The 26935-nt window shown below is 68.1% G+C and carries 30 protein-coding genes; 12 read left to right on the top strand and 18 right to left on the bottom strand.

Annotated features, from left to right (window positions below; genetic code table 11):
- Positions 1–70: 70 nt before the first annotated feature.
- Positions 71–490 carry a hypothetical protein gene (locus ACXJKJ_RS08695; RefSeq protein ID WP_457352307.1) on the bottom strand — a complete coding sequence of 140 codons (420 nt, stop codon included), beginning with the start codon at positions 488–490 and terminating at the stop codon, positions 71–73.
- Between the two features lie 51 nt (positions 491–541).
- On the opposite strand from ACXJKJ_RS08695, the gene ACXJKJ_RS08690 reads away from it, so the two are divergent.
- On the top strand, positions 542–1054 hold the full coding sequence (locus ACXJKJ_RS08690; RefSeq protein WP_457352309.1) for a CAP domain-containing protein: 513 nt from the start codon (positions 542–544) through the stop codon (positions 1052–1054).
- On the opposite strand, the gene ACXJKJ_RS08685 is transcribed toward ACXJKJ_RS08690, so the two are convergent.
- The 5 genes from ACXJKJ_RS08685 to ACXJKJ_RS08665 are packed head-to-tail and all read right to left on the bottom strand — an operon-like array spanning position 1032 to position 5271.
- Positions 1032–1685, bottom strand: a complete 654-nt coding sequence (locus tag ACXJKJ_RS08685) for a response regulator (RefSeq protein WP_457389827.1) — start codon at positions 1683–1685, stop codon at positions 1032–1034. The genes ACXJKJ_RS08690 and ACXJKJ_RS08685 overlap by 23 nt on opposite strands.
- On the bottom strand, positions 1676–2905 hold the full coding sequence (locus tag ACXJKJ_RS08680) for a sensor histidine kinase (protein WP_056200524.1): 1230 nt from the start codon (positions 2903–2905) through the stop codon (positions 1676–1678). The genes ACXJKJ_RS08685 and ACXJKJ_RS08680 overlap by 10 nt, the downstream gene beginning before the upstream one ends.
- The gene (gene mnmA, locus ACXJKJ_RS08675; protein WP_457389826.1) at positions 2902–4035 is read right to left on the bottom strand and encodes a tRNA 2-thiouridine(34) synthase MnmA; all 1134 of its coding nucleotides are present in this window, start codon (positions 4033–4035) and stop codon (positions 2902–2904) included. The genes ACXJKJ_RS08680 and mnmA overlap by 4 nt, the downstream gene beginning before the upstream one ends.
- A 24-nt stretch (positions 4036–4059) precedes the next feature.
- Positions 4060–4761: a 2OG-Fe(II) oxygenase gene (locus tag ACXJKJ_RS08670; RefSeq protein ID WP_457389825.1), complete on the bottom strand. Its 702-nt coding sequence runs from the start codon at positions 4759–4761 to the stop codon at positions 4060–4062.
- A gap of 12 nt (positions 4762–4773) precedes the next feature.
- The gene (locus tag ACXJKJ_RS08665; protein WP_457389824.1) at positions 4774–5271 is read right to left on the bottom strand and encodes an NUDIX domain-containing protein; all 498 of its coding nucleotides are present in this window, start codon (positions 5269–5271) and stop codon (positions 4774–4776) included.
- Between the two features lie 82 nt (positions 5272–5353).
- On the opposite strand from ACXJKJ_RS08665, the gene ACXJKJ_RS08660 reads away from it, so the two are divergent.
- From ACXJKJ_RS08660 to ACXJKJ_RS08630, 7 genes are all read left to right on the top strand, one after another.
- Positions 5354–6469 (top strand): Re/Si-specific NAD(P)(+) transhydrogenase subunit alpha, encoded by a 1116-nt coding sequence (locus ACXJKJ_RS08660; protein WP_457389823.1) that lies wholly within the window; start codon positions 5354–5356, stop codon positions 6467–6469.
- Positions 6470–6471: 2 nt separating this feature from the next.
- Positions 6472–6789: an NAD(P) transhydrogenase subunit alpha gene (locus tag ACXJKJ_RS08655; protein ID WP_056200508.1), complete on the top strand. Its 318-nt coding sequence runs from the start codon at positions 6472–6474 to the stop codon at positions 6787–6789.
- The gene (locus tag ACXJKJ_RS08650; protein ID WP_457389822.1) at positions 6786–8261 is read left to right on the top strand and encodes an NAD(P)(+) transhydrogenase (Re/Si-specific) subunit beta; all 1476 of its coding nucleotides are present in this window, start codon (positions 6786–6788) and stop codon (positions 8259–8261) included. The genes ACXJKJ_RS08655 and ACXJKJ_RS08650 overlap by 4 nt, the downstream gene beginning before the upstream one ends.
- A 100-nt stretch (positions 8262–8361) precedes the next feature.
- The gene (locus tag ACXJKJ_RS08645; protein ID WP_457389821.1) at positions 8362–10035 is read left to right on the top strand and encodes a long-chain-fatty-acid--CoA ligase; all 1674 of its coding nucleotides are present in this window, start codon (positions 8362–8364) and stop codon (positions 10033–10035) included.
- Between the two features lie 54 nt (positions 10036–10089).
- Entirely contained in the window at positions 10090–10623 is a 534-nt protein-coding gene (locus ACXJKJ_RS08640) for a hypothetical protein (protein WP_056200499.1), read from the top strand.
- A gap of 33 nt (positions 10624–10656) precedes the next feature.
- Positions 10657–11370 carry a 16S rRNA (uracil(1498)-N(3))-methyltransferase gene (locus ACXJKJ_RS08635; protein WP_056200496.1) on the top strand — a complete coding sequence of 238 codons (714 nt, stop codon included), beginning with the start codon at positions 10657–10659 and terminating at the stop codon, positions 11368–11370.
- Positions 11367–12530, top strand: coding sequence for an MFS transporter (locus ACXJKJ_RS08630; RefSeq protein ID WP_457389820.1), 1164 nt, complete (start codon positions 11367–11369; stop codon positions 12528–12530). The genes ACXJKJ_RS08635 and ACXJKJ_RS08630 overlap by 4 nt, the downstream gene beginning before the upstream one ends.
- Here the strand turns inward: ACXJKJ_RS08630 and ACXJKJ_RS08625 are convergent.
- Entirely contained in the window at positions 12512–13024 is a 513-nt protein-coding gene (locus ACXJKJ_RS08625) for a hypothetical protein (protein ID WP_056200492.1), read from the bottom strand. The genes ACXJKJ_RS08630 and ACXJKJ_RS08625 overlap by 19 nt on opposite strands.
- Positions 13011–14279, bottom strand: coding sequence for a THUMP domain-containing class I SAM-dependent RNA methyltransferase (locus ACXJKJ_RS08620; RefSeq protein ID WP_457389819.1), 1269 nt, complete (start codon positions 14277–14279; stop codon positions 13011–13013). The genes ACXJKJ_RS08625 and ACXJKJ_RS08620 overlap by 14 nt, the downstream gene beginning before the upstream one ends.
- 62 nt (positions 14280–14341) lie before the next feature.
- On the opposite strand from ACXJKJ_RS08620, the gene ACXJKJ_RS08615 reads away from it, so the two are divergent.
- Positions 14342–15205 (top strand): alpha/beta hydrolase, encoded by an 864-nt coding sequence (locus ACXJKJ_RS08615; RefSeq protein ID WP_457389818.1) that lies wholly within the window; start codon positions 14342–14344, stop codon positions 15203–15205.
- A gap of 32 nt (positions 15206–15237) precedes the next feature.
- Here ACXJKJ_RS08615 and ACXJKJ_RS08610 read toward each other — a convergent pair whose 3' ends face one another.
- Together ACXJKJ_RS08610 and ACXJKJ_RS08605 are read right to left on the bottom strand one after the other, a co-directional pair.
- Complete coding sequence (locus ACXJKJ_RS08610) at positions 15238–16170, bottom strand: alpha/beta fold hydrolase (protein WP_457389817.1); 933 nt, start codon at positions 16168–16170, stop codon at positions 15238–15240.
- Positions 16171–16208: 38 nt separating this feature from the next.
- Positions 16209–16556 (bottom strand): hypothetical protein, encoded by a 348-nt coding sequence (locus ACXJKJ_RS08605; protein ID WP_457389816.1) that lies wholly within the window; start codon positions 16554–16556, stop codon positions 16209–16211.
- A gap of 125 nt (positions 16557–16681) precedes the next feature.
- On the opposite strand from ACXJKJ_RS08605, the gene ACXJKJ_RS08600 reads away from it, so the two are divergent.
- On the top strand, positions 16682–17515 hold the full coding sequence (locus ACXJKJ_RS08600; protein WP_457389815.1) for a cupin domain-containing protein: 834 nt from the start codon (positions 16682–16684) through the stop codon (positions 17513–17515).
- Positions 17516–17529: 14 nt separating this feature from the next.
- Here the strand turns inward: ACXJKJ_RS08600 and ACXJKJ_RS08595 are convergent, their stop codons facing one another.
- The 8 genes from ACXJKJ_RS08595 to ACXJKJ_RS08560 form a co-directional block, all read right to left on the bottom strand.
- Positions 17530–19035 (bottom strand): RNA polymerase factor sigma-54, encoded by a 1506-nt coding sequence (locus ACXJKJ_RS08595; RefSeq protein WP_457356335.1) that lies wholly within the window; start codon positions 19033–19035, stop codon positions 17530–17532.
- A 247-nt stretch (positions 19036–19282) separates the two neighbouring features.
- A complete protein-coding gene (gene lptB / locus ACXJKJ_RS08590; protein ID WP_056200473.1) occupies positions 19283–20068 on the bottom strand; it encodes an LPS export ABC transporter ATP-binding protein in 786 nt (261 codons plus the stop codon).
- Positions 20065–20679, bottom strand: coding sequence for a lipopolysaccharide transport periplasmic protein LptA (lptA, locus tag ACXJKJ_RS08585; RefSeq protein WP_457389814.1), 615 nt, complete (start codon positions 20677–20679; stop codon positions 20065–20067). Before lptA ends, lptB begins: the two co-directional genes overlap by 4 nt.
- Positions 20680–20750: 71 nt before the next feature.
- Positions 20751–21410, bottom strand: coding sequence for a thiol:disulfide interchange protein DsbA/DsbL (locus tag ACXJKJ_RS08580; protein WP_457389813.1), 660 nt, complete (start codon positions 21408–21410; stop codon positions 20751–20753).
- Positions 21411–21483: 73 nt separating this feature from the next.
- Complete coding sequence (locus tag ACXJKJ_RS08575) at positions 21484–22149, bottom strand: thiol:disulfide interchange protein DsbA/DsbL (RefSeq protein WP_457389812.1); 666 nt, start codon at positions 22147–22149, stop codon at positions 21484–21486.
- 31 nt (positions 22150–22180) lie between these two features.
- Positions 22181–22846: an SPOR domain-containing protein gene (locus tag ACXJKJ_RS08570; protein ID WP_056200461.1), complete on the bottom strand. Its 666-nt coding sequence runs from the start codon at positions 22844–22846 to the stop codon at positions 22181–22183.
- Positions 22843–24561 (bottom strand): arginine--tRNA ligase, encoded by a 1719-nt coding sequence (gene argS / locus ACXJKJ_RS08565; protein ID WP_457389811.1) that lies wholly within the window; start codon positions 24559–24561, stop codon positions 22843–22845. Before argS ends, ACXJKJ_RS08570 begins: the two co-directional genes overlap by 4 nt.
- A gap of 54 nt (positions 24562–24615) precedes the next feature.
- Complete coding sequence (locus ACXJKJ_RS08560; RefSeq protein WP_056200455.1) at positions 24616–25014, bottom strand: VOC family protein; 399 nt, start codon at positions 25012–25014, stop codon at positions 24616–24618.
- Between the two features lie 40 nt (positions 25015–25054).
- Between ACXJKJ_RS08560 and ACXJKJ_RS08555 the strand changes: the two genes are divergently transcribed.
- Together ACXJKJ_RS08555 and ACXJKJ_RS08550 are read left to right on the top strand one after the other, a co-directional pair.
- Positions 25055–26392, top strand: coding sequence for a serine/threonine-protein kinase (locus ACXJKJ_RS08555; protein WP_457389810.1), 1338 nt, complete (start codon positions 25055–25057; stop codon positions 26390–26392).
- Positions 26393–26475: 83 nt separating this feature from the next.
- Positions 26476–26778: a PsiF family protein gene (locus tag ACXJKJ_RS08550; protein ID WP_457389809.1), complete on the top strand. Its 303-nt coding sequence runs from the start codon at positions 26476–26478 to the stop codon at positions 26776–26778.
- Positions 26779–26935 lie beyond the last annotated feature (157 nt).

Here is a 26935-nt window from a genome sequence, read left to right as displayed (position 1 = left end):
CTCCCGGCCGCCCTGGCGGCCGGACGATGCAAAGCCGCAGACCGGTCAGGTCTGCGGCTTTTTTATTGGGTCAGCGGGCACTTTGGGGCGTCGCCAGCTCGCAGCGCGTTGCCACGCAGGCCGCGCCCGGGTCGGCCACCATGGCGCAGTTCGAGTGCATGCCGCTGGCCTCGATTTCGCGTTTGTGCGCCTGGGCCTGGCGCGCGGCCAGGGCGGCCAGGCGTTCGGCGTCGGTGCCCACGGTGGACCAGGCCAGATAGCCGGCCGGCCCGCCGCAGGCCTTGGCGCCGACGGCCACCGTACGGCATTGCGAATTCGCCGTACAGGCTGCTGGGCCGATCAGCGCCCGTAGTTCGCGACCGAGGCGGACCGATTCGGCTTCAGCGGGGGCGGCTGCGGCGGAGGCAGCCGGGGCCGCAGGGGGCGTCTGGGCGCAGCTGGCGAGAGTGGCCCAGGCGAGCAGGGGGGCGAGCAGTCGGTGGGGTTTCATGCCCCCATGGTGGGCTTCGCGTGGACGCTTGGCAACAACTAGGATGCCGCCATGCGAGCCTTGTTGCCTCTGTTGCTCGGCCTGGCTGGCCTGGCGCCTGCCGCAGCCCAGGAGAGCTGCCAGCCCGACGCCGCTGCAGTCCAGGCCGTGCTGAACGCCTTGCGCGCCCAGCCTCAGGCCTGCGGCGAGCGCCTCTGGCCCGCCGTGGCAGCCCTGCGCGCCAGCCCCGTGCTGGCGGAATCAGCCCGCCGCTACGCCAAGGAACTGGCCGCCCGCGACCGCATCGACCATGTCGGCGCCGCAGGCACCTCACTGCGCACGCGGCTGCGCGAGGCGGGCTATCTGATGCGCTCGGCCGGCGAGAACCTGGCTGGCGGGCCGGAAACCCTGGACGAGGCCATGGCGCAATGGCTGGCCAGCCCGGCGCATTGCGAGAACCTGATGGCGGTTGACTTCCAGGAGTTCGGCCTGGCCTGCGTGACAGGGCCGGGGCGGCTGCAGCGCTACTGGGTGCTGCATCTCGCAGCACCCGCCACGCGACCTAAATCCAGCCCAGATCGATAGCGCGCAGCACCGCCTGTGTGCGGTCCCTCACGCCCATCTTGGAGAAGATGGCCGAGCAGTGGTTCTTGATGACGCCTTCGCTGTTACCAAGCAGGCCGGCGATCTCCGTGTTGCTGCGGCCGCTGGCCACCAGGCGCAGCACCTGCAGCTCCTTCGGTGAAAGCGGATCGGGATGATCGGCCGCGGTGAAGGCGCGCTCGCCACCCTTGGCTTCCATGCGTGTGGTGAGAGACGGCCGCAGCGCGGTGCCGCCGCCGTGCACGTCGCGCAGGGCCTGGGCCAGCGTCTCGGGGCTGATGGCCTTGAGCAGGAAGCCGCGGGCGCCGGCGCGCACGGCTTCGTCGAAGGCGGCCGTGTCGTCGAAGGTGGTCAGCAGGACGGTCGGCAGCCGCAGGGCCCGCGCGGCCAGCGCGCGGATCAGGCCGATGCCGTCCAGGCGCGGCATGCGCATGTCGGACAGGATGACATCGGGCATGTCGTCGGCGGGGGCGGCGGACAGCCATTCGAGCGCTTCGGCGCCGTCGCTGGCCTCGCCGACGACCTTGAGCTCGTCGTGCAGCGCGAGCAACCCCTTGAGGCCTTCACGCACCAGTTGCTGGTCCTCGACCAGCAGGATCTTGATCACACCCATCGTGGACATCTCAACTCGATTCGAAATCCCGGGCTGGTGCGCGTCACGCACATCTGCCCACCCAGCTCGGTCATGCGCTCGGCCATGCCCGAGAGGCCATTGCCAAAGCCCTCGGCACGGCCGGTCTGCCAGTTCGGCGCGCCTCGCCCATCATCGTCGATGCTGACGGTGACCTCATCCCGTCCTTCCCCTAGCCCGCGCAGCTCCACCTGCACGCGACGCGCGCCGGCGTGGCGCACGCTGTTGGTCACGCCTTCCTGTACGCAGCGCAGCAGCGCGTGGGCTGCCCGCGGACCGAGATCGCGGGCGGCGTCGTCCAGCGTCAGCTCGATGCGCATGCTGGCAATGCCCTCGGCCAGGGCCTGCAGCGCGGCGGACAGGTCGATGCGCTGCGAGCTGCGCTGCTGCGACACGGCCTCGCGCACGTCCGCCAGCAACTGCGCGGCCACGCCCTCGGCGCGCCCCATCGCCTGGCCCGCGCCCGAGGTGTCTTCGCGCGCCAGCAGGGCGCCACCGAGCTGCAACTGCAGGTTGAGTGCCGTCAGGTGGTGGCCCATCAGGTCGTGCAGCTCGCGGGCGATCTGCATGCGCTCGTTGTAGCGCATCTGTTCGGCCAGCAGGTGCTCGCCCGACATCTGCTCTGCCAGCACGGCCTGCAACCAACGGCGCTTCTCGCCCTCGGCCGCGGCCATGCGCCCGAGACCAAAGGCCAGGCCGTGCAGGGCCAGCATGGCGAACAGCATGCCGAATTGGTCCAGCCAGGCCGTCGTCGACGCGTACACGTAGATGCCGGTGTTCAGCAACACCTGGGCGGTCGCAAAACCCAGGGCCAGCCGTGCCGGCAGCACGACGGCGCCCAGCGCCGTGACGAGGAAGGGCAGGCCCGGCGTCACGCCGAAGGCCAGCAGGTCGACAAGCAGCAGCCAAGCCAGGCGCTGGTTCACCGGCAGCGCCGTTTGGCCCTGGCGAGCCAGCCGGAAGATCAGGGCGACGAAGGCCACCAGCAGCAGCACGCAGATGACGACGAGGCTGCGGTCGTTGACATCACCACCGAGCTGGCGCCAGAGCCAGGCGACCAGGCCGTCGTAGGGCTCGGTGCGCGCACCCAGCAGCGCCGAGCCGGCACTGACCAGCTCCATCGCGCAGACCACCAGCGCCGCCAGGCGCAGCACGACGCCCGGCTCGGCCAGGCGGGCGAGCAGGCGGTCGAACTTCGTCATTCCGGGAGGGCGGCCGAGATGACGCCGCCGCCCAGGCACACGTCGCCGTCGTAAACCACGGCGCTCTGCCCGGGCGTGACGGCCCATTGCGGGTCGGGGAAGCGCAGCGTCAGGTGGCCACCCGCGTCGAAGCCCACGCTGCAGGGTGCATCGGCCTGGCGATAACGCGTCTTGGCCGCCGCTTCGCCGGTGGACGGCGCGCGCCCTGCGACCCAGCTCAGGTCATCAGCGACCAGGGCCGGGCTTTGCAGCAGCGGGTGGCCGTGGCCTTGCACGACGATGAGCGTGTTGCTGGGAATGTCCTTGGCCGCCACGAACCAGGGCTCGTGCTCGCCACCGCCGCGCGGCGTCCCTTTTTCCTTCACGCCGCCGATGCCCAGGCCCTGGCGCTGGCCCAGCGTGTAGAAGCTCAGGCCGACGTGTTCGCCGAGCTTGCGGCCCCGCTCGTCCTTGATGGGCCCCGGCTGGTGCGACAGGTATTTGTTCAGGAACTCGCGGAAGKGCCGCTCGCCGATGAAGCAGATGCCGGTCGAGTCCTTCTTCTTCGCATTGGGCAACGCGATCTCGGCGGCAATGCGCCGCACCTCGGTCTTGGGCAGGTCGCCGACCGGGAACATCGTCTTGCTGAGCTGCGCCTGCGACAGGCGATGCAGGAAATAGCTCTGGTCCTTCAGCGGGTCCAGGCCCTTGAGGAGCTGGAACTCGCCATCCACTTCTCGAACGCGGGCGTAATGCCCGGTCGCGATCTTTTCGGCACCAAGCCGCATCGCGTGGTCCAGAAACGCCTTGAACTTGATCTCGGCATTGCACAGTACATCGGGGTTGGGCGTGCGGCCGGCCTGGTACTCGCGCAGAAAGCTCTCGAAAACGCGGTCCTTGTACTCGGCGGCGAAGTTGACGTGCTCGATCTCGATGCCCAGCACATCGGCCACCGAGGCGGCGTCCAGGAAGTCCTGGCGTGTCGAGCAGTACTCGTCATCGTCATCGTCTTCCCAGTTCTTCATGAAGATGCCGATGACCTCATGGCCTTGCTGTTTCAGCAGGTGGGCGGTCACGGCCGAGTCCACGCCGCCGGACAGGCCGACCACCACTCGATGTTTAGCTCGGTGTTTCTTTTCTGCGGAACTCATGGGGCGATTGTCCCAAAGGCTCCTTCAGCCTTGGGCAAACAGGCTTTCAGCGCGCTGGTAGAGCACCCAGCTTGTGGCGATGTACTTGTCCCCGCCCTTGGGCCGGTTGCCACGATGGGTGTGCGTGAAGCCGCCCGGCGCGATCAGCAGGCTGCCGGTGCGCGGCACGATCTTGCGGCCCTGGTAGAGGAATTCCGTCTCGCCCTCGGCGAAGTCGTCGTTCAGGTAGATCGTCCACAGCACCGCGCGGTGCAGCGCCTCGCCCTGGTCAAGCCTGGGGTATTGCTCGCAGTGCCAGTAGGGGTAGCCGCCCTGGTCGGCCTGGTAGCGCTGCAGATTGATGGCGCCGGGGCGGAAGACCTTGGCGATCAGGCCCATCAGCAGCTCGTCGCTCAGCGCAGCGGCGCCGTCGGCATCCAGCATGGCTTGGCTGCCATCGGGCCGTTGCATCTGCAGCTTCAACGGTGCCAGCGCCAGATGGGCATAGCGGCGCAGATAGTGCTTGAAGCCCTGGATGACGGCGTCGTTGAGCTGGGCGCAGGCATCGGCCCACTCGGGGTGGCGGCTGATGGCGATGTCCCAGCTGTCCTTCATGCTGACATCGACGCCGCTGCCGGTCTCGCCCCGCTGGACGCGGGTGCTGGCCTTGAAGCGCTCGACGAGCGCGCGGCAGGCGTCGGGACTGAGCGCCTGGTCGTAGAGCTCGATGAAGTCAGGGGTCGTCATGGCGCGGGATTCTCAGCCCTTCAGCAGCGGCGCTTGCAGCGACACATGGTTGAACACCGTCTCCAGCGGCAGCCGCCGCCCGGCCGCATGGTCGCGCACGCACTGCAGCACCAGCGGGCTGCGGTGCCGGTCCTCGCAGGCGGCCAGCTCGGCCTCGCTCATCCACAGCGTGCGGCATATGCCCTCGTCCAGCGCGCGCCCGGCGATCTCCTCGCCGACCGAGCCGCTGAAGGCCAGCCGCACATAGGTGACATCCTCTAATCGCGCCGGCCGCACGAATCGGGCCATGTAGACGCCCAGAAATGACTCGGGCACGAAGGCGCGCATCGTTTCCTCCAGCGCCTCGCGCACGACGGCCTCGATGGCGCTTTCGCCCAGCTCCAGATGGCCTGCCGGGTTGTTCAGCATCAAACCCTCGGGCGTCTCTTCCTCAACCAGCAGATAGCGCCCGGCGCGGGCAATCACCGCGGCGACAGTGACGCTGGGACGAAACCGGTCTGTGGCAGTCATGAAACCTCCAATCGAAATCCCGCACTGGGGTGGCGCAAGCATTGTGTAAGCTGCCGCGACCCCGTTCCCCGGAGGAGAACCCATGCAGATCGGCGTACCGCGCGAACGCGCGGCCGGAGAGACCCGTGTGGCCGTCACGCCAGAGACGGCCAAGAAGCTGAAGGCCGCCGGCCACACACTGCGCATCGAATCAGGCGCTGGCGTCGCGGCCAGCGTCACAGATGCAGCCTACGAAGCCGTGGGCTGCGAGATCGTCGACCAGGCCGCGGCCCTTGGCAGCGAACTGGTGCTGAAGGTGCGCGCTCCCGGCGCCGACGAGCTGCCGCTGATGAAACCCGGCACGGCCCTGGTCGGCATGCTCAACCCCTTCGACCGCGACGGCCTCACGGCCATGGCCGGTGCGGGCCTGACCAGCTTTGCGCTGGAAGCCGCACCGCGCACGACGCGCGCTCAGAGCATGGACGTGCTCTCGTCCCAGGCCAACATCGCCGGCTACAAGGCCGTCATGATCGCGGCGGACCGCTACCAGCGCTTCTTCCCGATGCTGATGACGGCAGCCGGCACCGTGAAGGCGGCGCGCGTCGTCATCCTCGGCGTCGGTGTCGCGGGCCTGCAGGCCATCGCGACGGCCAAGCGCCTGGGCGCCGTCATCGAGGCCAGCGATGTGCGTCCCTCGGTGAAGGAGCAGGTCGAGTCCCTCGGCGGCAAATTCATCGACGTGCCCTACGAGACGGCCGAAGAGAAGGAAGCGGCCGAGGGTGTGGGCGGCTACGCACGGCCCATGCCGCAGAGCTGGCTGGACCGGCAAAAGGCCGAGGTCGCCAAGCGCGTCGCAGCGGCCGACATCGTCGTCACGACGGCGCTGATCCCCGGCCGCGCGGCGCCGGTGCTGGTCACCGAGGACATGGTCAAGGCCATGAAGCCCGGCTCGGTCATCGTTGACATCGCCGCACCCGCGGGCGGCAACTGCCCGCTGACGGAAGCTGGCAAGACGGTCACCAAGTACGGCGTCGTCATCGTCGGCGAGACCAATCTGCCGGCCCTTGTGGCGGCCGACGCGTCGGCGCTGTACGCGCGCAACGTGCTGGACTTCCTGAAGCTCGTCATCACCAAGGAAGGCACCTTCAACGTGCCTTTGGATGACGACATCGTCGCGGCCTGCCGCGTCACGCAAGACGGCCAAGTCACGAGGGCATGACCATGGAAATCGTTGACCACACCATCATCAACCTGATCATCTTCGTGCTGGCCATCTACGTGGGCTACCACGTCGTCTGGACGGTGACGCCCGCGCTGCACACGCCGCTGATGGCCGTCACCAACGCGATCTCGGCCATCGTCATCGTCGGCGCCATGATGGCCGCGGCGCTGACCGAGACGCCGTTTGCCAAGGGCATGGGCGTGCTGGCCGTGGCGCTGGCCGCGGTCAACATCTTTGGCGGCTTCCTCGTCACGCGCAGGATGCTGGAGATGTTCAAGAAGAAGGAAAAGAAGACCAACGTGGAGGCCAAGCAATGAGCCTCAATCTCGTCACGTTGCTCTACCTGATCGCCAGCGTCTGCTTCATCCAGGCGCTCAAGGGCCTGTCGCACCCGACGACGTCCATCCGCGGCAATCTCTTCGGCATGATCGGCATGGCCATCGCCGTGCTCACGACAGCGGCCCTCATCGTCAAGCTGGCCGGCTCTGGTCTGGGCCTGGCGTGGGTGCTGCTGGGCCTGGTCGTCGGCGGCGGCTACGGTGCCTGGCGGGCCAAGACGGTCGAGATGACCAAGATGCCCGAGTTGGTCGCCTTTTTCCACAGCATGATCGGCCTGGCGGCCGTGGCCATCGCGGTGGCGGCGGTCGCTGAGCCCGCGGCCTTCGGCATCACGCCGGCCATGGATGCGGCCCTGGCCGCCATCCCGCCGGAGGATGGCGTGGCCCCGCGCACGCTGGCGCCCATCCCGGGCGGCAATCGCATCGAACTGGCCCTGGGCGCCTTCATCGGCGCCATCACCTTCACGGGCTCCGTCATCGCCTGGGGCAAGCTGTCGGGCGGCTCAAAGTTCCGCCTGTTCCAGGGCGCGCCGGTCACGTTCAAGGGCCAGCATRCGTTGAACGCGGTGCTGGGCCTGGCGTCGGTCTTCTTCGTGTTTGGCTTCTGGCATTCGCAGTCGCCCATCGACTTCGGTCTGATCGTGGCGCTGGGCTTCCTGCTGGGCGTGCTGCTGATCATCCCGATCGGCGGGGCGGACATGCCGGTCGTCGTGTCCATGCTGAACAGCTACTCCGGTTGGGCGGCGGCGGGCATCGGCTTCAGCCTGAACAACGCGATGCTGATCATTGCCGGTTCGCTGGTGGGCAGTTCGGGCGCGATCCTGAGCTACATCATGTGCAAGGCGATGAACCGCTCGTTCTTCAACGTGATCCTGGGCGGCTTCGGCGGCGAGGCCGGCACGGCCGCGGTGGGTGATGGCAAGGCACGCCCGGTCAAGAGCGGCAGCGCCGACGACGCGGCCTTCGTGCTCGGCAATGCCGAGAGCGTCGTCATCGTGCCGGGCTACGGCCTGGCGGTGGCGCGCGCCCAGCATGCCGTGAAGGAGTTGGCCGCCAAGCTCACCGAGAAAGGCATCACCGTCAAGTACGCCATCCACCCGGTGGCGGGCCGCATGCCGGGCCATATGAACGTGCTGCTGGCCGAGGCGGAGGTGCCCTACGACCAGGTCTTCGAAATGGAAGACATCAACGGCGAGTTCGGCCAGGTCGACGTGGCCATCATCCTGGGCGCCAACGACGTCGTGAACCCCGCCGCCCATGTGAAGGGCAGCGCCATCTACGGCATGCCCATCCTGGAGGCCTACAAGGCCAAGACCATCATCGTCAACAAGCGCTCAATGGCGGCGGGCTATGCGGGCCTGGACAACGAGCTCTTCTACATGGACAAGACCATGATGGTCTTCGGCGACGCGAAGAAGGTGGTCGAGGACATGCTCAAGGCCGTCGAATAGCCCGAGCAGAAGGCGCCCCCAAAGAGCGCTATCGAATCCCCTGAGCCGTCCGCTGTCAGCTATCGGTCAGAATCGCCGCAACAAAAGAAGGAGACAAGGCATGGAGCCGATCTGGCTGAAGCAATACCCGGCCGCCGTGCCGCGCGACGTCAATGTGTCGCTCTATCCCAGCCTGGTCGACCTGCTGGACACCTCGTTCAAGAAGAATGCCGGCCAGCCCGCCTATCTGATGATGGGCAAGAGCCTGAGCTTCGCGCAGGTGGACGAGGCCTCGCGCGCGCTGGCCGCCTATCTGCAGAGCCTGGGCCTGGAGAAAGGCGACCGCGTCGCGCTGATGATGCCCAACCTGTTCCAGTACCCGGTGGCCGTGGCTGCCGTGCTACGGGCGGGTTATGTGGTCGTCAACGTCAACCCGCTGTACACGCCGCGCGAGCTGGAGCACCAGCTCAAGGACTCGGGCGCCAAGGCCATCGTCATCATCGAGAACTTCGCCTCGGTGCTGCAGCAGGTCATCAAGAACGTGCCGACCAAGCACGTCATCCTGGCGGCCATGGGCGACATGCTGGGCTTTGCCAAGGGCATGATCGTCAACTACGTCGTGCGCAAGGTGAAGAAGATGGTGCCGGCCTTCGACCTGCCCGGTGCCGTGCGCTTCAACGACGCCGTCGCCAAGGGCCGCAGCCTGACCTACAAGGCGCCCAAGCTGGGCGCGGACGACATCGCCGTGCTGCAGTACACCGGCGGCACCACCGGCGTGTCCAAGGGCGCCGTGCTGCTGCACCGCAACCTGGTCGCCAACATCCTGCAAAGCGAAGCCTGGTACCAGCCGGCGCTGAAGAAGGTGCCCAAGGGCGAGCAGGTCGTCACCATCTGCGCGTTGCCGATTTATCACATCTTCGGTTTCAACACGAACATGATGCTGTCCATGCACATGGGCGGCGCCAACGTGTTGATCCCGAATCCGCGTGACTTGCCGGCCGTGTTCAAGGAGCTGTCCCAACACCGCTTCCACAGCTTCCCGGCCGTCAACACCCTCTTCATGGCCATGGCCAACCACCCCGAGTTCAGCACGGTGGACTGGAGCCGTCTCGTCATCTCGGTGGGCGGCGGCATGGCCGTGCAGCAGGCCACGGCCAAGCTGTGGCTGGAGAAGACCGGCTGCCCCATCGTCGAGGGCTATGGCCTGTCCGAAACCTCGCCGTCGGCCACCTGCAACCCGACCGACAGCACCGCCTACAGCGGCACCATCGGCCTGCCAATGCCGCTGACCGAGCTGCAACTGCTGGACGACGACGGCAACGAGGTGCCGATGGGCCAGCCCGGCGAGATCGCCATCCGCGGCCCGCAGGTCATGGCCGGCTACTGGCAGCGCCCGGATGAAACCGCCAAGGTCATGACGGCCGACGGCTATTTCCGCACCGGCGACATCGGCACCGTCGATGAACGGGGTTATTTCAAGATCGTGGACCGCAAGAAGGACATGATYCTGGTSWSCGGCTTCAAYGTGTAYCCGAACGARGTSGARGACGTCATCACGCAGATGCCCGGCGTGCTTGAATGCGCCGCTGTCGGCGTGCCGGACGCCAAGGCCGGCGAGGCGGTGAAGGTCGTCATCGTGAAGAAAGACCCGAATGTCACCGAAGCTGACGTTCGTGCGTATTGCGAAGCCAACCTGACCGGCTACAAACGCCCGAAGATTGTTGAGTTCCGCACCGAACTGCCCAAGACGCCCGTGGGCAAGATCCTGCGCAGGGAATTGCGGGACAAGAGCTGATGCTTTCCCATGGCTTGCGAGCGGTGACGCCGATCGTGGGCGAGGCCCGATAACGTGCTCGACCTGTTGTATTCCAAAACCGATGCTGGCCGTGCCGAGATCCGCGCGCGGACTTTGCCGCTGTCGCGCACCGCGCGCAACCTGCTGCTCGTACTGGACGCGAGCAAAGCGGCCAGTGATTGGCTGCGCCTCGTCGCTGGCGCGAGCGAGGCCGACCTCGAGATGCTGAGCCAGCATGGCTTGATTGCACCCCAAGGTGCAGGCGGCCAGCCACGCGCTGCCGCCCCGACACCAGCGGCGCCAGTGGCGGCCAGCCCCGCACCCGCTGCATCTGCGGCCGCCCCTGCGCCCTCGATGCCGGCCGGCGGCTCGCCGCTGCTCGACCGCGCGGCCCTGTACACCTATCTGAGCGGTGAGGCGACCAAGCTGCTCGGCCCCTTCAAGGGCTATGCCTTCGCGCTCGAGGTCGAGCGTGCCGACAGCCTGTCTGCGCTGCAAGCCCTCGCCCTGCAGCTCGTCGAGCGCGTGCAGAAGGCCAAGGGCGAGGCCGCCGCGGCGGCCGTGCGCGACGCCCTCGGCCTGCGCTGATACTGGCGGGCTCGTCACGCCCCGCCATCCGCCTTGCCCCGCTTCTTCGTCGATACCCCGCTTGCCGTGACCGACGGCGACATCGCCCTGCCTCCCGGTGCCGCCCGCCATGTGCAGGTGCTGCGCCTGCAACCCGGTGACGCGTTGACCCTCTTCGACGGCAGCGGCCCTGAATGGCAGGCCGAAGTGACCGCCATGGGCCGCAGCGAGGTACGGGTTCGCCTCCTCACGGCCGAGCGGCCGCAGCGCGAGCTGGCCCGTGCCGTGACGCTGGCCGTCGTCATGCCGGCCAATGACCGCATGGACTTCCTGGTCGAGAAAGCCACCGAGCTCGGCGCCGCGGCCATCCAGCCGTTGATGAGCGAGCGTTCGGTGCTGCGCCTGAATGGCGAGCGGGCCGACAAGAAACGCGCCCACTGGCAGGGCGTGGCCGTTGCGGCCGCCGAGCAGAGCGGGCGCACGGTGCCGACTCGCATCGAGCCCGTGCAGACGCTGGCCACCTGGCTCGCGGCTCTGCCGGATCGCGACGACGAATGGCGAGGCTTGCTGAGCCCGCGCGCAGCCGAGCCGGTCGCGGCCTTCCCGCAGAAGCGGGCCCTTTTCCTCAGCGGCCCCGAGGGCGGCTTGAGCGACGCCGAAGAGGACGCCGCTCGCGCCCGTGGCTTTGCGGCCGTCACGCTGGGCCCGCGCGTGTTGCGCGCGGACACCGCCCCGCTGGCGGTGCTGTCCTGGCTCGCCTTGACGTGAACAGGAAACTGGCGCTGCTGGTCCTCGCCCAGGGCCTCTTCCTCACCAACAACATCTGCTTCATGGCCATCAACGGCCTCGTGGGGCTGGCGCTGGCGCCGCGGCCATGGATGGCGACGCTGCCGATCTGCGCCTATGTGACCGGCGGCGCGTTGATGGCGCGCATGGTGGGGCGCCACCAGCTGCGCTTCGGGCGCCGACGCGGTTTCCAGATCGGCCTGCTCGTCGCCCTCGCCAGTTGCGCGATGTCGCTGTGGAGCGTGCTGCACCAGAGCTTCTGGGGCGTCGTCATTGCGACGCTGATCGCTGGCTACTACACGGCCAACGCGGCGCTCTACCGCTTTGCGGCGACCGAACTCGTCGCACCGGCCAAGCGCGAGGCCGCGATCTCCTGGGTGTTGGGCGGTGGCTGCCTGGGCGCCATCCTCGGGCCCTGGCTGGCCACTGCGAGCAAGGATCTGCTGGTGGCGCCCTTTGCCGGCGCCTACCTGCTGTTGATGGGCGTTGCGCTGGCGGGGCTGGTGCTGATCTCGCTGATCGAATTCCCCGCGCTCGTCCAGCCCGCGCCCGGTGCCGGCGGCCGCAGCAGCGCCGAGTTGCTGCGCCAGCCGGTCTTCATGGTGGCGCTGGCCGCGAGTGCGCTCGGTTACGGCGTCATGAACCTGCTGATGGCCGCCACGCCCATCGCCATGGGCCAGTGCGGCCTGCCCTTCGCTGACGCCGGCATGGTGCTGCAATGGCATGTGCTGGGCATGTTCGTGCCGAGCTTCTTCACCGGCCCCCTGATCAAGCGCGTGGGGGTGCTGCCCGTCATGTCGGTGGGCGTGCTGCTCAACCTGGGCTGCGTTGCCTTCGCGCTGTCGGGCCAGGACCGCGACCACTTCCTCGGCGCATTGCTGCTGCTCGGCATCGGCTGGAACTTCCTCTACATCGGCGGCACGACGCTGTTCACGCAGGCTTACCGCCCCGAAGAGAAGACGCGCGCGCAAGGGCTGCTGGACACCGGCGTCTACGCGACGATGACGCTGACCTCGTTCTCCTCTGGCGCCCTCGTCACGACGGGCGGCTGGCAGTGGATGAACTGGGCCAGCCTGGTGCCGATCGCGTTATGCGCCTTGGCGCTGGCCGTGCAGGCGGTTCATCAGCGGCGGTCGTGCTGAAGGTATTCGGCCGCCATCTGCTGGCCGACGAGATCGGGCTTGAGGCGCACCAGCGCTGCCAAGGCGAGGTCGCGCTGGGTCACGAACAGCGGCGCGCCAATGCGCAGGCCGTTGATGACGCCGCCGTCGCCCAGCGTAGGCAGCAGCGGGTAGACGCGCAAGCGCAGCACCAGCGTGTCGTTCTGATCCACAAAGAGGGCGGTTTCGATCAGCGTGTTGCAGTGAAGGTTGTCGGCCTGTTCGAGCAGCGCGACACCGGCGGCCGCGGGATCGGCCTGCACGGCGGACGCCGTCATCGGGATGACGCGCCGGCCCTCGACGTCCAGGGTATTGGTGACGGCGGCGTTGAAGCGCTGGTTCAGATCATCCCAGTCCGGCCCGTCCTTCAACGGCGGGTTGCGCCCCTGGCCGAACACCAGGGTGCAGGGCTCGGCCTGGGCGGCGGCCGCAGCCAGCGCCAGCGCCACGGCAGCGATCAGCTCACGCGGGCGCATCGCCTTCGGTGACCTTGCGTGCCGAGCCCTTGACCAAGTCGAAGCGGAACAGCCGGCATTCGATGGGGCCGTTCCACATCGGCACGCGGCGAGACTCCTTGAGCCGCATCTTGCTCGGCAGCTTCATGTCGGGGCTCAGCATCCAGGCCGTCCAGCCGGCGGGGTTTTCGGTGTACTGGCGCTTCCAATGCGCAGCCAGGCGCGGGAAGAAATCGTCGCCGGCATCGCGCTCCTCGCTGCCACCGGCGTCACGCGTCATCGCCGCCTTGCCGCGCACCTCGATGCGCTCGCCGTAGGGCGGGTTCATCATGATGCTGCCGGCCATGCCTTCGGGCAACTGGGGCGCGGGCCGCTCCAGCGCGTCGCCGCCGTTGAACTGGATGTACTGGGCCACGCCGGCGCGCTCGGCATTGCGGCGCGCGAAGTCGACCATGCGGAAGGCCACGTCGCTGGCGTAGATGGGCACGGCGGGGGCATGGACACGGGCACGGGCGGCCTGGGCCATCTCGCCCCAGGCGGCCTTCAGCGCGGGCGTGGAGAACGGGATCTGGCGTTCGAAAGCAAAGCGGCGCAGCAGGCCGGGGGCTGAATCACAGGCGATCAGCGCGGCCTCGATGGGGATGGTGCCGGAGCCGCAGCAGGGGTCGTGCAGGGCGCTCTCACCGCGCCAGCCGGCAGCGGCCAGCATCGCGGCGGCGAGGGTCTCCTTCAGCGGTGCATCGCCCTTGTCGACACGCCAGCCGCGCTTGAACAGCGGCTCGCCCGAGGTGTCGACATAGATCGCCGCGCGCTCGGGGCCGACATGCAGCAGCACCGGCAGGTCGGGCGAGTGCGTGTCCACGCTGGGTCGCTCGCCGGTGTGCTCGCGCAGCTGGTCGCAGATCGCGTCCTTGATGCGCAGCGTCGTGAAATTCAGGCTCTTCAGCGGCGAGCGCTGCGCGATGGTGTCGACGCGGATGGTCTCGCGCGGCGTGATCCAGTCGCGCCAGTCGACGCGGCGCGCCAGCGCATAGAGATCTTCCTCGTGGCGGTAGGGGCCCTCGATCAGCTCGATCAGCACGCGCTGGGCGAGCCGGCTCTCCAGGTTGATGCGCATCGCGTCTTCGAGGCTGCCGACCACGCCGCAGCCGCCGCGCAGCGGCTCCACCTTGCTGCGCACACCGGGCGGCAGGAAGCGCTTGAGCTCCTCCTCCAGCAGCGGCTCGACGCCGCCGGCACAGGACACGAACAGGGAAAGTTTGTTGGGCAGGCTCACGGGCTGCATTGTCGCCGCCCTCTAAACTGACAACGTTGCCATCATCCGTGTGCACCCCTGCCATGAAGCGAATCGTCCTGACCCTCGCCTTCCTGTTCACCGCGTTTCAGGCATGCGCCCAGGCGCCTGCCTATCCGCCGCACACCGTCGGCAACACGCAACTGCGCGCCCTGCCCAAGAACGCGGATGGCCGCACCTACCAGCTGCACATCCACCTGCCTGGGTCGTTTACGAAGGACCCGAAGCGCCGTTATCCGGTGCTCTACGTGACCGACGGCTACTGGGACTTCGCCACCGTCGTCGCCTCGTACAACAACCTGAACTACGACAAGGTCGTGCCGGAGTTCATCACGGTGGGCCTGGGCTATGCCGGCGACAACCTCGACTACGGCGAGCTGCGCGGCTGGGAGCTGTCGCCCGTGCGCATGAACCCGCTGTCTTCCAGCACCGGCAATGCCGACAAGTTCATCGCGGCACTGGAAAAGGACATCTTCCCGCTGATGGAGCGCGACTACCGCGCCGACCCGGCCCAGCGCTACCTGGCGGGCAGCTCGCTCGGCGGCCTGTTCACGCTGCACGCGATGTATGCCAAGCCCGATCTCTTCAAGGGCTATATCGCCGCCAGTCCGGCCGTCGTCATGGGCAACGACTGGATCATCGGCCAGGCCAAGGCCTATGCCGCGACGGGCAAGGCCATCAAGGCGCGGCTCTACGTGACCGGTGCAGAGTACGAGTGGCCCGGCTTCCTGGCCGGCATCAAGCGCTACCAGGCGCTGCTGCCGGAGCTGAAGCACCCGGGCCTGGTGTTCCAGAACCGCACCATCGACGGTGAGCGCCATGCCGGCACCAAGGCCGAGAGCTACACGCGCGGCATGCGCTTTGTGTTCGAGCCGCTGGCGCCGGAGACCGGGCCGTCCAAAGACTAGGACGAGCCGGGCACTGCCCGGCTCCCTGAGGCTTACTGGCGGATGAAGGCCAGCAGGTCCTGGTTGAGGCGGTCCTTGTGCGTGTCGGTGATGCCGTGCGGGCCGTCGGCGTACTCGATCAGGCGGGCACCCTTGACCAGCTTGGCCGTGGCGCGGCCGGTGGTCTCGATGGGCACGATCTGGTCGTCGGCACCGTGGATGACCAGCGTCGGGATGTCGAACTTCTTCAGGTCGGCGCGGAAGTCGGAATGGAAGAAGGCCTCGATGCTGTCGTAGGTGGCCTTGGCTCCGGCCTGCATGCCCTGCACGTAGAAGCTGTCGACCAGGCCGGCTGAAGGCTTGGCACCGGGGCGGTTGAAGCCGAAGAAGGGGCCGCCGGCGATGTCCTTGTAGAGCTGGGCCCGGTTGTCGAGCGAGGCCTTGCGCAGGCTGTCGAACACAGCGGTGGGCACGCCTTCGGGGTGGCTGGGCGACTGGCCCATGATGGGCGTGACGGCGCTCACCAGCACGGCCTTGGCGACGCGTGCAGTGCCATGGCGGCCGATGTAGCGGGCCACTTCGCCGCCGCCGGTGGAGAAGCCCACCAGCGTGGCGCGCTTGACGTCCAGCGCGCGCAGCACGGCGTCGAGGTCGTCGGCGTACTGGTCCATGTTGTTGCCCGCCCAGGGCTGGCCCGAGCGACCGTGGCCGCGCCGGTCATGGGCGATGACGCGGTAGCCCTTCTCGGCCAGGAACTGCATCTGCGACTCCCAGCTGTCCGCGTTCAGCGGCCAGCCATGGCTGAAGACGACGACCGGGCCGGTCTTCGGGCCCCAGTCCTTGACGTAGAGGGGCGTGCCGTCGTTGGCGGCCACGTAGGGGCTGGCGATGGCCGCCTTGGCCGGGGCGGCCAGGGCCTGGGTCTGGGCTGCAAAACCGCCGATGGCGAGGGTGGCGGCGAGGGCGATGCGGGTGAAGGCGTTCATGGGGGGCTTTCGAAAGTGATGGGGTTGGGGCGTGGCGATCAGGCGGGGCGGCGGGCTTCGCCGCGGCGCACGGCGTACTCGGCCACCAGGGCGGCATAGCGGTCGCTCTGGCGCAGGGCGGCGTAGCGTTGGCGTGCGGCCAGCAGGGCGGGCGTGTCCTGGCCGGTCTCAGCCGCGGCGCGCTCGGCAGCGGCGAGGCCCGACTCCTGGTAGACCTTCAGGTCGGCCAGCACCTCGGCCCGCGAGACGGTGGACGCCACGCTGACGCTGGTGCCCGACTCGGGGTCCGTCACATAGGACTGGGCGTTGGCCGAAGCGCCGACGAGGGCGACGCTGGCGAACAGCAGCTGGAAAACGGCGCGGTTGAAGCTGGGTTGGCGGGTCATGGCGGGCTCCTGGAAGTCGGTGTCTTGGGGTGGGGTTGTTTGTCTTGCGACAGAACGAACTTTGCCGATGAAGCTCGTACTTGAAATACCATTTGGTACGTCTTAGTTTGCAATTCGTACTGACCATGGCCGACCGACTTGCCGCCCTCTTCACGCACTTCGCCGTGCGGGCCGAGACCTTCCAGACCGGCCCGCTGTGCGGCGTCAACAGCCTGGAGCCCCAGGCCGGGCGCGGCCAGCTGCACCTGATCCGCGAGGGCGGCGTGGAGGTCCACCACGGCGCACCGGAGCTGCTGCGCATCGACGAACCCAGCCTGCTGCTCTACCCGCGCCCGCTGGCGCATCGCTTCGTGACGGACCCGAGTTGCGGCGCCCAGTTCGTCTGTGCCCACATGGCCTTCGAAGGCGGCGCCAGCCACCCCATCGCCGCGGCGCTGCCGCCCTGGGTCTGCTTGCCGCTGGCGGCAGTGCCCAGCTGCGCGCCGGTGCTGGGCCAGCTGTTCGCCGAGGCCGAAGCCACTCACTGCGGCCGGCAGCTGATGCTGAACCGGCTGTTCGAGGTGCTGATGATCTGGGTGCTGCGCGAGCTGATGTCGCAGGGCCAGGTGGAGTCGGGCATGCTGGCCGGCCTGTCACACCCCCGGCTGCGCGGGGCGCTGGTGGCCCTGCATGACTCACCCCAGCTTGAGTGGTCGCTGGAAGAGCTGGCCACGCGGGCCGGCATGTCGCGAACGGTATTCGCCAACACCTTCCGCGACGTGGTGGGCTGCACGCCGGGCGTCTACCTGCAGCGCTGGCGCATCGGCCTGGCGCAGAAGGGGCTGCGCGAGGGGCGGGCTCTCAAGCACATCGCAGCGGACGTGGGCTACGGCGGCGAGGCGGCGCTGTCACGCGCCTTCCGCGCGCACACGGGGCAGTCGCCGAGGGAGTGGCGAAAGGGGGCGTTGCCGCAGGGCTGAAGGCGAAGCGGCGCCTAAAGCGCCTTGCGCAAATTCGCCGGCGCGATCTTCATCGCTTCGCGGTACTTGGCCACCGTGCGCCGCGCGCACTGGATGCCCTGCTCTTCCAGCATCGCTGCCAGCGCGCTGTCGGACAGCGGCTTCTTGATGTCCTCGGCCGCGACGAACTGCTTGATCAGTGCGCGCACCGCGGTGCTGGACGCCTCGCCGCCGGCCTCGGTGCTGAGCCCTGAGCCGAAGAAATACTTCAGCTCGAAAGTGCCCCAGCTGGTGGCCATGTACTTGGCCGTCGTCACGCGCGAGATGGTGGACTCGTGCAGGCCGAGCTCGTCGGCGATCTCGCGCAGCACCAGCGGCTTCATGGCCAGCGCACCATGCGTGAAGAAGCCGCGCTGGCGCTCGACGATGGCCTGGCTGACACGCAGGATGGTGTCGAAGCGCTGCTGGATGTTCTTGATGAACCAGCGCGCCTCCTGCAATTGGCCGCCGAGCGGCGAGTTGCTGATGCCGCCGCGCGTGGCGCGCAATGCGTTGGCATAGAGGTCGTTGATGCGCAGCTTGGGCGCGACCTCGGGGTTGAGCATGACGCGGAATTCGCGGCCGCTCTTGCGCACGATGACGTCCGGCACGATGGCCGCCGCGGCGCCCTGGGTGAAGCGCCGGCCGGGCTTGGGCTCAAGCTGGGTGATCAGCCCCTGGGCTTCGCGCAGCATGGTTTCGTCGGCACCAGTCTCGGCCATCAGGCGGCGCATATCGCGGCGCGCCAGCAATTCCAGATGACCCTTGCAGATCAGGATGGCGATGACCTGGGCAGGGCACTTCGGGCAGGCGCGCAACTGCAGCACCAGGCATTCGGACAGGTCGCGCGCGGCAATGCCCGCGGGCTCCAGGCTCTGCAGCAGGCGCAGCGCGATGCGCAGGCGGTCCAGCAGGTCCTCGCGGGCCTCTTCGTCTTCGATGAGGGCCGCGGCGATCTCCTCGAGCGGGTCCTCGAGGTAGCCGTCCTCGTTCAGCGATTCGATCAGCACCTGCAGGGCAGCGCGGTCTTCCGGCGACAGGTGGTGGCCGGCGAGCTGCTCGGCCAGGTGCTCGGCCAGCGTCAGTTCGGCGTACTCCTGGCTCTCGCGTTCGCCGTCGTCGTCGCCGCTGCCACTGCCACTGCTGGAGGGCAGCTCGCGGATGCCGTCGAAGTCGTCCTTCTCGGTGCCGTTCTCCCAGTCCTCGCGCTCGGTGCCGCCGAAGTCCTCGCCGCTCAGCTCGGGAGCTTCTGCGGTCTCTGCTTCGGCGCCGGTGTCACTGCTGGTTTCCGCGGCCGACGTTTCGGCCGGCGCATTGCTGGCCAGCTCGGGCGTGCTGACGGTGAATTCCTCTTCGGTCTCCAGCAGCGGGTTGCTGGCCAGCATCTGCTCGACTTCCTGATGCAGCTCCAGCGTGGACAGCTGCAACAGCCGGATGGATTGCTGCAGCTGGGGCGTCAGCGCGAGATGCTGACTGAGCCTGACCTGGAGGGTCTGCTTCATCCTGAAAGACCGCTGTATTCCGGGCCGAGCGCTGGGCCGCTCCCGAGCCGGCCCGCCATGGCGATGTGCTTGCGGCTCGATGCCGCAAGCATCGCCGCCCCCTCGGGGGCTGAGGCCGGACACATTGCGCCCAGTGGGCGCGATGTGCCTGCCGAAGGGATGCGGCGCAAGCCGCAGCGCGGTCTGCAAGACCGGCTAGGCTGGCCCGCGTTCAGCGCGGCAAGACTGGACGGGGGGCTCATCATCTCTACATCCTGAAGTTTTCGCCGAGATAGACCTTGCGCACGTCGGCGTTGGCCACGATCTCGTCGGGCGTGCCTTCGGCGAGCACGGCGCCCTCGCTGATGATGTAGGCGCGGTCGCAGATGCCCAGCGTCTCGCGGACGTTGTGGTCCGTGATCAGCACGCCGATTCCGCGCGCCTTCAGGAAGCCGATGATGCGCTGGATCTCCAGCACGGCGATCGGATCGACACCGGCGAAGGGCTCGTCCAGCAGGATGAAGCGCGGCTGTGTTGCCAGCGCCCGGGCGATCTCGACGCGACGGCGCTCACCGCCCGACAGCGCCGGCGCCGGGCTATCGCGCAGGCCTTCGATGGAGAGGTCGTGCAGCAGGCTGTTCAGCAGCTCGTCGATGCGTGCCTTGGACAGGGCCTTGCCGCGTTCGTCCTGCTGCAGCTCCAGCACCGCACGGATGTTCTGCTCGACGGTCAGCTTGCGGAAGATCGACGCTTCCTGCGGCAAGTAGCTCAGGCCCAGGCGCGCGCGGGCATGGATGGGCAGGCGCTGCACCTCGGCGCCGTCGATGCGGATGACGCCGGCGTCCGAACGCACCAGCCCGACGATCATGTAGAAACTGGTCGTCTTGCCCGCGCCATTGGGGCCGAGCAGGCCGACGACCTCGCCGCAGTCCACGCGCACATGGACATTCTTGACGACCTTGCGCACGCCATAGGTCTTGGCCAGCGCCTCGGCCTCAAGGCGGCTGCCGCATTCCGCCGCGGGGCGGCTGGTGACGGGCTCGGCCGTGGTCATGGAGATTTCGGCGGTGTGATCGTCGTGGATGGCTGCAGCGGCAGCCCTGCCGGGGGCGCCGAGGCGGGCGCGTCGGGCTGGGCGCGCGGCATCAGCACCATGCGCACGCGGCCATTCGGGTTGGGCGAGGCGCTGCCGCCTTCCAGCGCGAAGACCTCGGTGCGGCTGTCGTAGATGATGACGGCGCCCGTGACCTCCTGGGCCACCGTCGCACCGTTCATGCGGCGCACATTGGCATTGCCGATGAAGCGCACGGTCTCGGACTTGGTGTCGTATTCGAGCTGATCGGCATGGCCTTCGATGGCTTCGCCGGGCGTGTCGCGCGCCTGGCGGAAGCTGACCGGCTGGCCGGTTGCACCGCTGGCATAAGCCTGGTGGTAGCCGTCCCGGGTCTCGCGCACGTCCACCTTCTCGGCGCGCAGCATCAGCGTGCCCTTGGTGATGATGACGTTGCCGAACAGCTCGGTGCGCTGGTTGACGCTGTCGATCCGGCCTTCCTTGTCGGCCGTGAAAACCATGGGCTTGAGCCGATCGGCCTTCTCCGCCTGGGCGGCGGAGAAAGCGAGCGCCAGAGTGAGCGCAGCGGCGAGCGGGATCAGTTGGCGAGGCATGGCGGCACGGAAGTTGCAGGCCATTCTAGGGGCCGGTTGCCGTCCCCAGCCTTTCCCAGGCGGCAAGTCCGTCAGGAAACCTTGCCAGCGCGTGCCATCTTGACGAGGAAGTCCGCCACGGCCAGCGCTTGTTGGCCCTGGGCCACCTCGCTCTGGCCGGGCGTACCCGCCATGCCCGGGTCGGTGCGCCAGCGTCCGCCGATGACGAGCGTCGGCGTGCTGTCGGCGCCGCTCAGTTCGGCCAGCTTCATGCCTTGCTGCACCTTGGCCTGCACACCGAAGGAGCTGAAGGCCTGCTTGAACTTGGCCGTGTCCACGCCCAACCGGCCGACCAGGGCGACGACGGCAGCCTCGTCATTGGCTTGGACGCCGCCGCGGTGGAAGGCGCTGAAGATGCCGCCGTGCACGGCCGGCGTCAGCGCGCCCATGGCCTCGAGGGCGTAGTACATGCGCTGGTGCAGCTTGAGCACGAGCTGCGCGCCCACCGGCACGCGGCGGAAGCTCACGTCGGCCGGCAGCTGGTGCACCCAGGCCTCCAGCAGCGGGTCAAAGGTATTGCAGTGCGGGCACTTGTAGAAGAAGAACTCGATGACGTCGATCTTGCCGGGCGTGCCCGGCAGGGTCTGGCCCAGGCGCGCGTAGTGCTTGCCCTCGACCGGGCCACCCTGGGCGAATACGGCTGGCGCGAAGCCGCCTGCGATCAGGACCGCGGCGGCTTCCCGGCGCTTCATGTTGGCACCCTTCGGCCTGCGGCCTGACCACCTGAGCGGGAGCGAGCTTGCTTGGGGCGGCCCGGCGCGGCGCTCATGCCTTGTTCCTCACGCGCTGGATCAGAAATTCGGTGATCTGCAGCGCTTTCTGGCCGAGCTCATCCTCGGGCAGGCGCTGGCCGGCGGCGGCCTGGCTGGGCGACGTCAGGAAGCGGCCGCCGACACCGATGCTGGGCACGCCGTCGATGTGATAGGCCTCGGACAGCTTCTCCGCCTGGGCGCATTTAGTGACGACGCCGAAGGAGTTGTAGGCGTCCTGGTACTTGGCCGGGTCGATGCCCAGGGGGGCCAGGAACTTGGCCTGGCTCTTGGCGTCGTCCAGGGCCAGGCCCTGCTGGTGAATGGCATTGAAGATGGCCGGGCGCGCGGCGGCTTCCTTGCCCATGGACTCCAGCGCAAAGAACATGCGCTGGTGGATCTTGACGTTGGCGCGGAAGGCCACGTGCACCTTGCGGAAGGCCACGTCGGCCGGCAACTGCTTGGCCCAGGCCTCGATGGCCGGCTCGAACACTTTGCAGTGCGGGCAGCCATACCAGAAGAACTCGATCACCTCGATCTTGCCCGGCGTCGTGGGCAGTGGCGGGTTCAGCACCAGGTACTGGCGGCCTTCAATGGGGCCGCCCTGGGCGAAGGCGGGGTTCGCGGTGGCACCCAGAACAGGGGCGCTGGCGAGCAGGGCGGAGAAATCGCGGCGCTTCATGGCGGCAGTCATCCTTCAGGCGGTGGTTGGGTCAGCGTTGTACACGAACGAGATTGGCCTCGAAGCCAGCCCCTTCAATCTTGCGCTGCAGGTCTTCGGCGGCCTCGCGCGTGTCCGAAGGACCGAGGCGCACGCGGAAGACGGTGCGGCCGTTCTGCTCGCGCTCCATGACCTTGGCGGTGAAGCCCTGGATGGCCAGCTTGGCCTTCTGGGACTCTGCCTCTTCGGGGCGGGTGAAAGCGCCGGCTTGCACGAAGTAGACATAGGCGTCGGCACCGGCGGCAGCTGTCGCGGTGGGCGCGGAGGCGGGCGCTTCGGCCTTGGCGGCTGGCTTGGCAGGCGGGGGCAGGGCTGCCGTGGCGGCGGCGCTGGCCGTCGCGGCGGCCGCACTGGCGTTCGTGCTGGGCGGCGGCGGCGGCGCAGTCGCCACCGGCGCGTTGACGACACCGCTGGCGCTGCGGGCGGCCTTGCCGGCCAGCGGCGCGTTCGGATCCCAGTTGCGGTTGCGCTCGGTTTCGGCGGCGTCCTGCTCGGCCGTGCGCTGGGGCACCTTGTTCACGAAGGGGATGGGCACCTTGGTGATGTACAGGGCCACGCCCAGCGCAACGGCCAGGCCCACCAGCAGGCCGACGATCAGCCCGAGGACGAAGCCGCCTTTCTGGTTCTTTTGGCCGGCGGGTTTCGAGACAGCAGTCATTCGTTCTCCGTGAGGGATTCGGCAGATTCAGGAATATCGCGGTTCATCTGCTCGGGCGCGCTGACGCCCAGCATGCCCAGCGCATTGGCCAGCACCTGGCGCGTCGCGGCCAGCAGCGCGACGCGGGCGCGGCTCAGCTCGGGTGCCTGGTCCAGCACCCGTTCGGCGCCGTAGTAGGAGTGGTAGGCGCCGGCCAGGTCGCGGGCATAGAAAGCCACGTCATGCGGCGCGATGCCGGCGGCGGCACCCGCCAACATGTCAGGGTAGGCGGCGAGCTTGAGCATCAGCGCCTCCTCGGTCGGCGCGGTCAGCAGGCTCATGTCGGCGTCGGCGATGGTGGACACGTCGCCGCCCCATTTGCGGATCACCGAGCAGATGCGCGCATGGGCGTACTGCACGTAGAACACCGGGTTCTCGTCGTTGGCCTTCAGCGCCAGGTCGATGTCGAAGACGAACTCGSTGTCGGCCTTGCGGCTGAKCAGGAAGAAGCGCACCGCRTCSYKGCTGGTCCAGTCGATCAGGTCGCGCARSGTSACRTAGCTGCCGGCGCGYTTGGAGATCTTGACCTCCTCGCCGCCCTTCATSACCGTGACCATCTTGTGCAGCACGTAGTCCGGGAAGCCCTGGGGGATGCCCATGTCGACCGCCTGCAGGCCGCCGCGCACGCGGGCGATGGTGCCGTGGTGGTCGGTGCCCTGGATGTTGATGCACTGCGTGTAGCCGCGCTCGAACTTGTTGATGTGGTACGCGATGTCCGGCACGAAATAGGTGAATCCACCCTCGGACTTGCGCATCACGCGGTCCTTGTCGTCACCGTAGTCGGTCGAGCGGAACCACAGCGCGCCGCCTTCTTCATACGTCTTGCCATTGGCGACGATGCGCTCGACCGTCTTCTCCAACTGGCCGCCGGCGTAGACGCTGGTCTCCAGGAAATAGCTGTCGAACTTCAGGCCGAAAGCCTGCAGGTCCAGGTCCTGCTCGTGGCGCAGGTAGGCGACGGCGAACTGGCGGATGCTGTCCAGGTCGTTCACGTCGCCCGAGGCGGTGAACTCGCGGTCGTCGGCCTTGACCGTTTCCTTGGCGAGGAAGGCGTCGGCGATGTCCTGGATGTAGTCGCCGTTGTAGGCCGCCTCGGGCCATTCGGCGTCACCGGGCTTGAAGCCCTTCAGGCGCATCTGCGTGGAGTTGGCCAGCGTGGCGATCTGCACGCCGGCGTCGTTGTARTAGAACTCGCGGGTCACGTCGTGGCCCTGGCTCTGGAACACCGAGCACAGCGAATCACCCAGCGCCGCCTGGCGGGCATGGCCCACGTGCAGCGGGCCGGTCGGGTTGGCCGACACGAACTCGATCATGACGTGCTTGCCCGTGGGCGCGCGGTGGCCGAACTTCGCTCCGGCGGCCAGCACCTCACCGACGACAGCCTGCTTGGCTTCGGGCTTGAGGCGGATGTTGATGAAGCCCGGGCCGGCAATCTCCAGCGCCTGCACCCAGGTCTGGAAGGCGGGCTTGGCTTCGAGGGCGGCGATCAGTCGGGTGGCCAGTTCGCGCGGGTTGGCCTTGAGCGGCTTGGCCAGCTGCATGGCGGCCGTGCAGGCGAAGTCGCCATGGGCGGCCTGCTTGGGGGATTCGAAGGCCGCGGCGGCGTTCGATCCGGGGGCAATTTCCTGGAGGGAGTCGGCGAGTGCGGCGAGCAGCGCCTGCTTGGCTTGGATCATGGGCGGGATTCTAGGAGGCAGCCCCTGAACGCATGAGCCGCCGGCGGCGCCGACTCAGCCGGCCGTCGACTCGTGACAGGCGACGCAGAGTTTGTTGCCGTCCGGGTCGCGGAAATAGGCGCCGTAGTAGTTCGCGTGGTACTGGGGCCTCAGCCCCGGGGCGCCCTCGCAGCGGCCGCCGTGGGCCAGGGCCAGCGCATGGGCCTGGTCCACCTGCGCGCGATCGGCAGCCAGCAGCGCCACCATCTGGCCATTGCCGGGCACGTGCTCCTCGCCGTCGAAAGGTTTGCCGAGCAGAAACAATGGCCGTGGCCCGGGGCTGCTTTGCCATCCGGCCCAAGGTTTTTCGGGTTCGCAGAAGCGCTCGGCCACGCCCAGCAGTGCCATCAACGGACGGTAGAACGCCAAGGCGCGCTCGAAGTCACGAGTACCGAGAAATACGTGGGAGAACAAGGGCCGGCACCTCCAGGAGCGGCCCGTATCATGCCTCGCGATGAGCGCCTCTGCCGACGATCTGCCCGCCCATATCGGCCGCTACCAGGTGCTCAAGCGCCTGGGCGAGGGGGCGACCAGTGATGTCTTCCTGGCCCGCGATCCCTTCCAGGACAAGGAGGTGGCCATCAAGCGCATGCGCGCCTGGGCGCCGCCGCCCGATGCGCCGGCCAGCGATTTCAGCAACCGCTTCTTCAGCGCCGAGGCGGCCCTGGCCGGGCGGCTGCACCACCCCAATGTCGTCGCCATCGTCGATGCCGTGTCCGAGGAGGCCGCGCCTTATCTCGTCATGGAGTACGTGCCCGGCGTCACGCTGAAGCACTTCTGCCGCAGCGACCGCCTGCTGCCGCTGGACCAGATCGTCGAACTGGGTTTCAAGTGCGCGATGGCCCTGAGCTATGTCTACCGCCAGGGCGTCATCCACCGCGACGTGAAGCCGGCCAATCTGCTGGCCGTGCTGGACCAAGGCGGCCAGGTCGTCGACGTCAAGGTCAGCGACTTCGGCTCGGCTCTCAACCTGCTGGCCGATTCCACCCAGATCCACCGCGTCGGCTCGCTGGCCTATATGCCGCCCGAGCAGATCGAGGGCGGCGATGTCGACTGCCGTGCCGACATCTACGCCCTGGGCGCCGTGCTCTACCACCTGATCAGCGGCCGCCCGCCCTTCGATGCGCCGCACCAGATGGCGCTGATGCACCAGATCTACCACCAGCCGCCGCTGCCGCTGATGGGCCAGCGCCAGGGCGTCACCGAGGGGCTGGATGCCGTCGTGCTGCGCGCGCTGGCCAAGAACCCGCACGAGCGCTTCGCCGACTGGGAGAGCTTTGCCCAGGCGCTGTCGGCGCTGGTGGCCAGCCAGCAGGTGCCGCTGAACCGCCTCGGCGAGGTGCGTGACTCCGAACGTTTCAACCTGTTGCGTTCGCTGGAGTTCTTTGCCGACTTCGGCGACGTGCAGCTGTGGGAAGTGGTGAGGCGCGCGCGCTGGAAGCGCTACCCCGTCGGCCATGCCCTCTTCAGGCGCGGCCAGGAGGGCAACAGCTTTCACATCATTGCCCAGGGCGAGGTCCAGGTCTTCCGCGACGGCCGGCTGGTGGCCTCGCTGGGCCAGGGCACCTCGGTGGGCGAGATGGCCTATCTGGCGCCCAACCCCGACCTGCGCCGGCACAGCGCCGACATCCGTGTCAGCCAGGAGTGCACGACGATCTGCTTCACGCCCGAGTCCGTGGGTCAATTGAGCCCCGAATGCCAGCACCGCTTCGACCGCGGCTTCATCCGCGTGCTGGTGCGCCGCCTTCACGCGGCCCACGAGGCTCTGCACCATCCGCGAAGAATTCTGTGACGCCGATGAAACACGGCTTGGCAGTGTCATGGGCGCATGCTTGAATTGACTCGCCTATCCACCTCCCGAAGAAGGAGTTCCCGATGAAACGAATTGCCATCCTGCTCGCATGCATCGCCGTTGCCTTTGGGGCCCAGGCCACGCCGCAGCAGGACAAGATGAAGGCCTGCAATGCCGAGGCCAAGACCGGCGGCAAGAAGGGTGACGAGCGCAAGGCCTTCATGAAGGAATGCCTGTCCGGTGGCGCCGCTGCAGCATCTGCGCCCGCAGCTGCTCCTTCCAGCGCCGCCTGCGACAAGTCTGCCGCCGACAAGAAGCTGCATGGCGCCGCAGCCAAGAGCCACATCAAGAAGTGCATGGCCGACGCCGCCTCGGCGCCCAAGTGACTGGCTGACAAGCCCTGTAGGACGAGAGCCACCTTCGGGTGGCTCTTTGCTTTGTACGCTAGGACAAGTCCCACGCCTCATCGGCCCCTGGGCTGGTTCCGGCGCCGGCGGCTGGCGACGAAAGTTGACTCACCTGATCACCTCCCTCAAGGAGCAG

This window comes from Roseateles sp. P5_E1 (genome assembly GCF_054049335.1).
Note: the sequence above shows the minus strand (reverse complement) of the source record. Positions and strands in the feature narration are given on the sequence as shown.

Bases quoted from the DNA above. Each gene is read 5' to 3' on its own strand.
- ACXJKJ_RS08665 (WP_457389824.1), bottom strand. From the start codon at position 5,271: ATGACTGCCACAGACCGGTTTCGTCCCAGCGTCACTGTCGCCGCGGTG.
- ACXJKJ_RS08610 (WP_457389817.1), bottom strand. From the start codon at position 16,170: ATGAACGCCTTCACCCGCATCGCCCTCGCCGCCACCCTCGCCATCGGC.
- ACXJKJ_RS08595 (WP_457356335.1), bottom strand. From the start codon at position 19,035: ATGAAGCAGACCCTCCAGGTCAGGCTCAGTCAGCATCTCGCGCTGACG.
- ACXJKJ_RS08575 (WP_457389812.1), bottom strand. From the start codon at position 22,149: ATGAAGCGCCGCGATTTCTCCGCCCTGCTCGCCAGCGCCCCTGTTCTG.
- ACXJKJ_RS08670 (WP_457389825.1), bottom strand. From the start codon at position 4,761: ATGACGACCCCTGACTTCATCGAGCTCTACGACCAGGCGCTCAGTCCC.
- ACXJKJ_RS08695 (WP_457352307.1), bottom strand. From the start codon at position 490: ATGAAACCCCACCGACTGCTCGCCCCCCTGCTCGCCTGGGCCACTCTC.
- ACXJKJ_RS08615 (WP_457389818.1), top strand. From the start codon at position 14,342: ATGAAGCGAATCGTCCTGACCCTCGCCTTCCTGTTCACCGCGTTTCAG.
- ACXJKJ_RS08605 (WP_457389816.1), bottom strand. From the start codon at position 16,556: ATGACCCGCCAACCCAGCTTCAACCGCGCCGTTTTCCAGCTGCTGTTC.
- ACXJKJ_RS08685 (WP_457389827.1), bottom strand. From the start codon at position 1,685: ATGGGTGTGATCAAGATCCTGCTGGTCGAGGACCAGCAACTGGTGCGT.
- ACXJKJ_RS08550 (WP_457389809.1), top strand. From the start codon at position 26,476: ATGAAACGAATTGCCATCCTGCTCGCATGCATCGCCGTTGCCTTTGGG.
- ACXJKJ_RS08655 (WP_056200508.1), top strand. From the start codon at position 6,472: ATGGAAATCGTTGACCACACCATCATCAACCTGATCATCTTCGTGCTG.
- ACXJKJ_RS08580 (WP_457389813.1), bottom strand. From the start codon at position 21,410: ATGAAGCGCCGGGAAGCCGCCGCGGTCCTGATCGCAGGCGGCTTCGCG.
- ACXJKJ_RS08600 (WP_457389815.1), top strand. From the start codon at position 16,682: ATGGCCGACCGACTTGCCGCCCTCTTCACGCACTTCGCCGTGCGGGCC.
- ACXJKJ_RS08625 (WP_056200492.1), bottom strand. From the start codon at position 13,024: ATGCGCCCGCGTGAGCTGATCGCTGCCGTGGCGCTGGCGCTGGCTGCG.
- ACXJKJ_RS08570 (WP_056200461.1), bottom strand. From the start codon at position 22,846: ATGACTGCTGTCTCGAAACCCGCCGGCCAAAAGAACCAGAAAGGCGGC.
- lptA (WP_457389814.1), bottom strand. From the start codon at position 20,679: ATGCCTCGCCAACTGATCCCGCTCGCCGCTGCGCTCACTCTGGCGCTC.
- ACXJKJ_RS08690 (WP_457352309.1), top strand. From the start codon at position 542: ATGCGAGCCTTGTTGCCTCTGTTGCTCGGCCTGGCTGGCCTGGCGCCT.
- lptB (WP_056200473.1), bottom strand. From the start codon at position 20,068: ATGACCACGGCCGAGCCCGTCACCAGCCGCCCCGCGGCGGAATGCGGC.
- ACXJKJ_RS08660 (WP_457389823.1), top strand. From the start codon at position 5,354: ATGCAGATCGGCGTACCGCGCGAACGCGCGGCCGGAGAGACCCGTGTG.
- ACXJKJ_RS08680 (WP_056200524.1), bottom strand. From the start codon at position 2,905: ATGACGAAGTTCGACCGCCTGCTCGCCCGCCTGGCCGAGCCGGGCGTC.
- ACXJKJ_RS08555 (WP_457389810.1), top strand. From the start codon at position 25,055: ATGAGCGCCTCTGCCGACGATCTGCCCGCCCATATCGGCCGCTACCAG.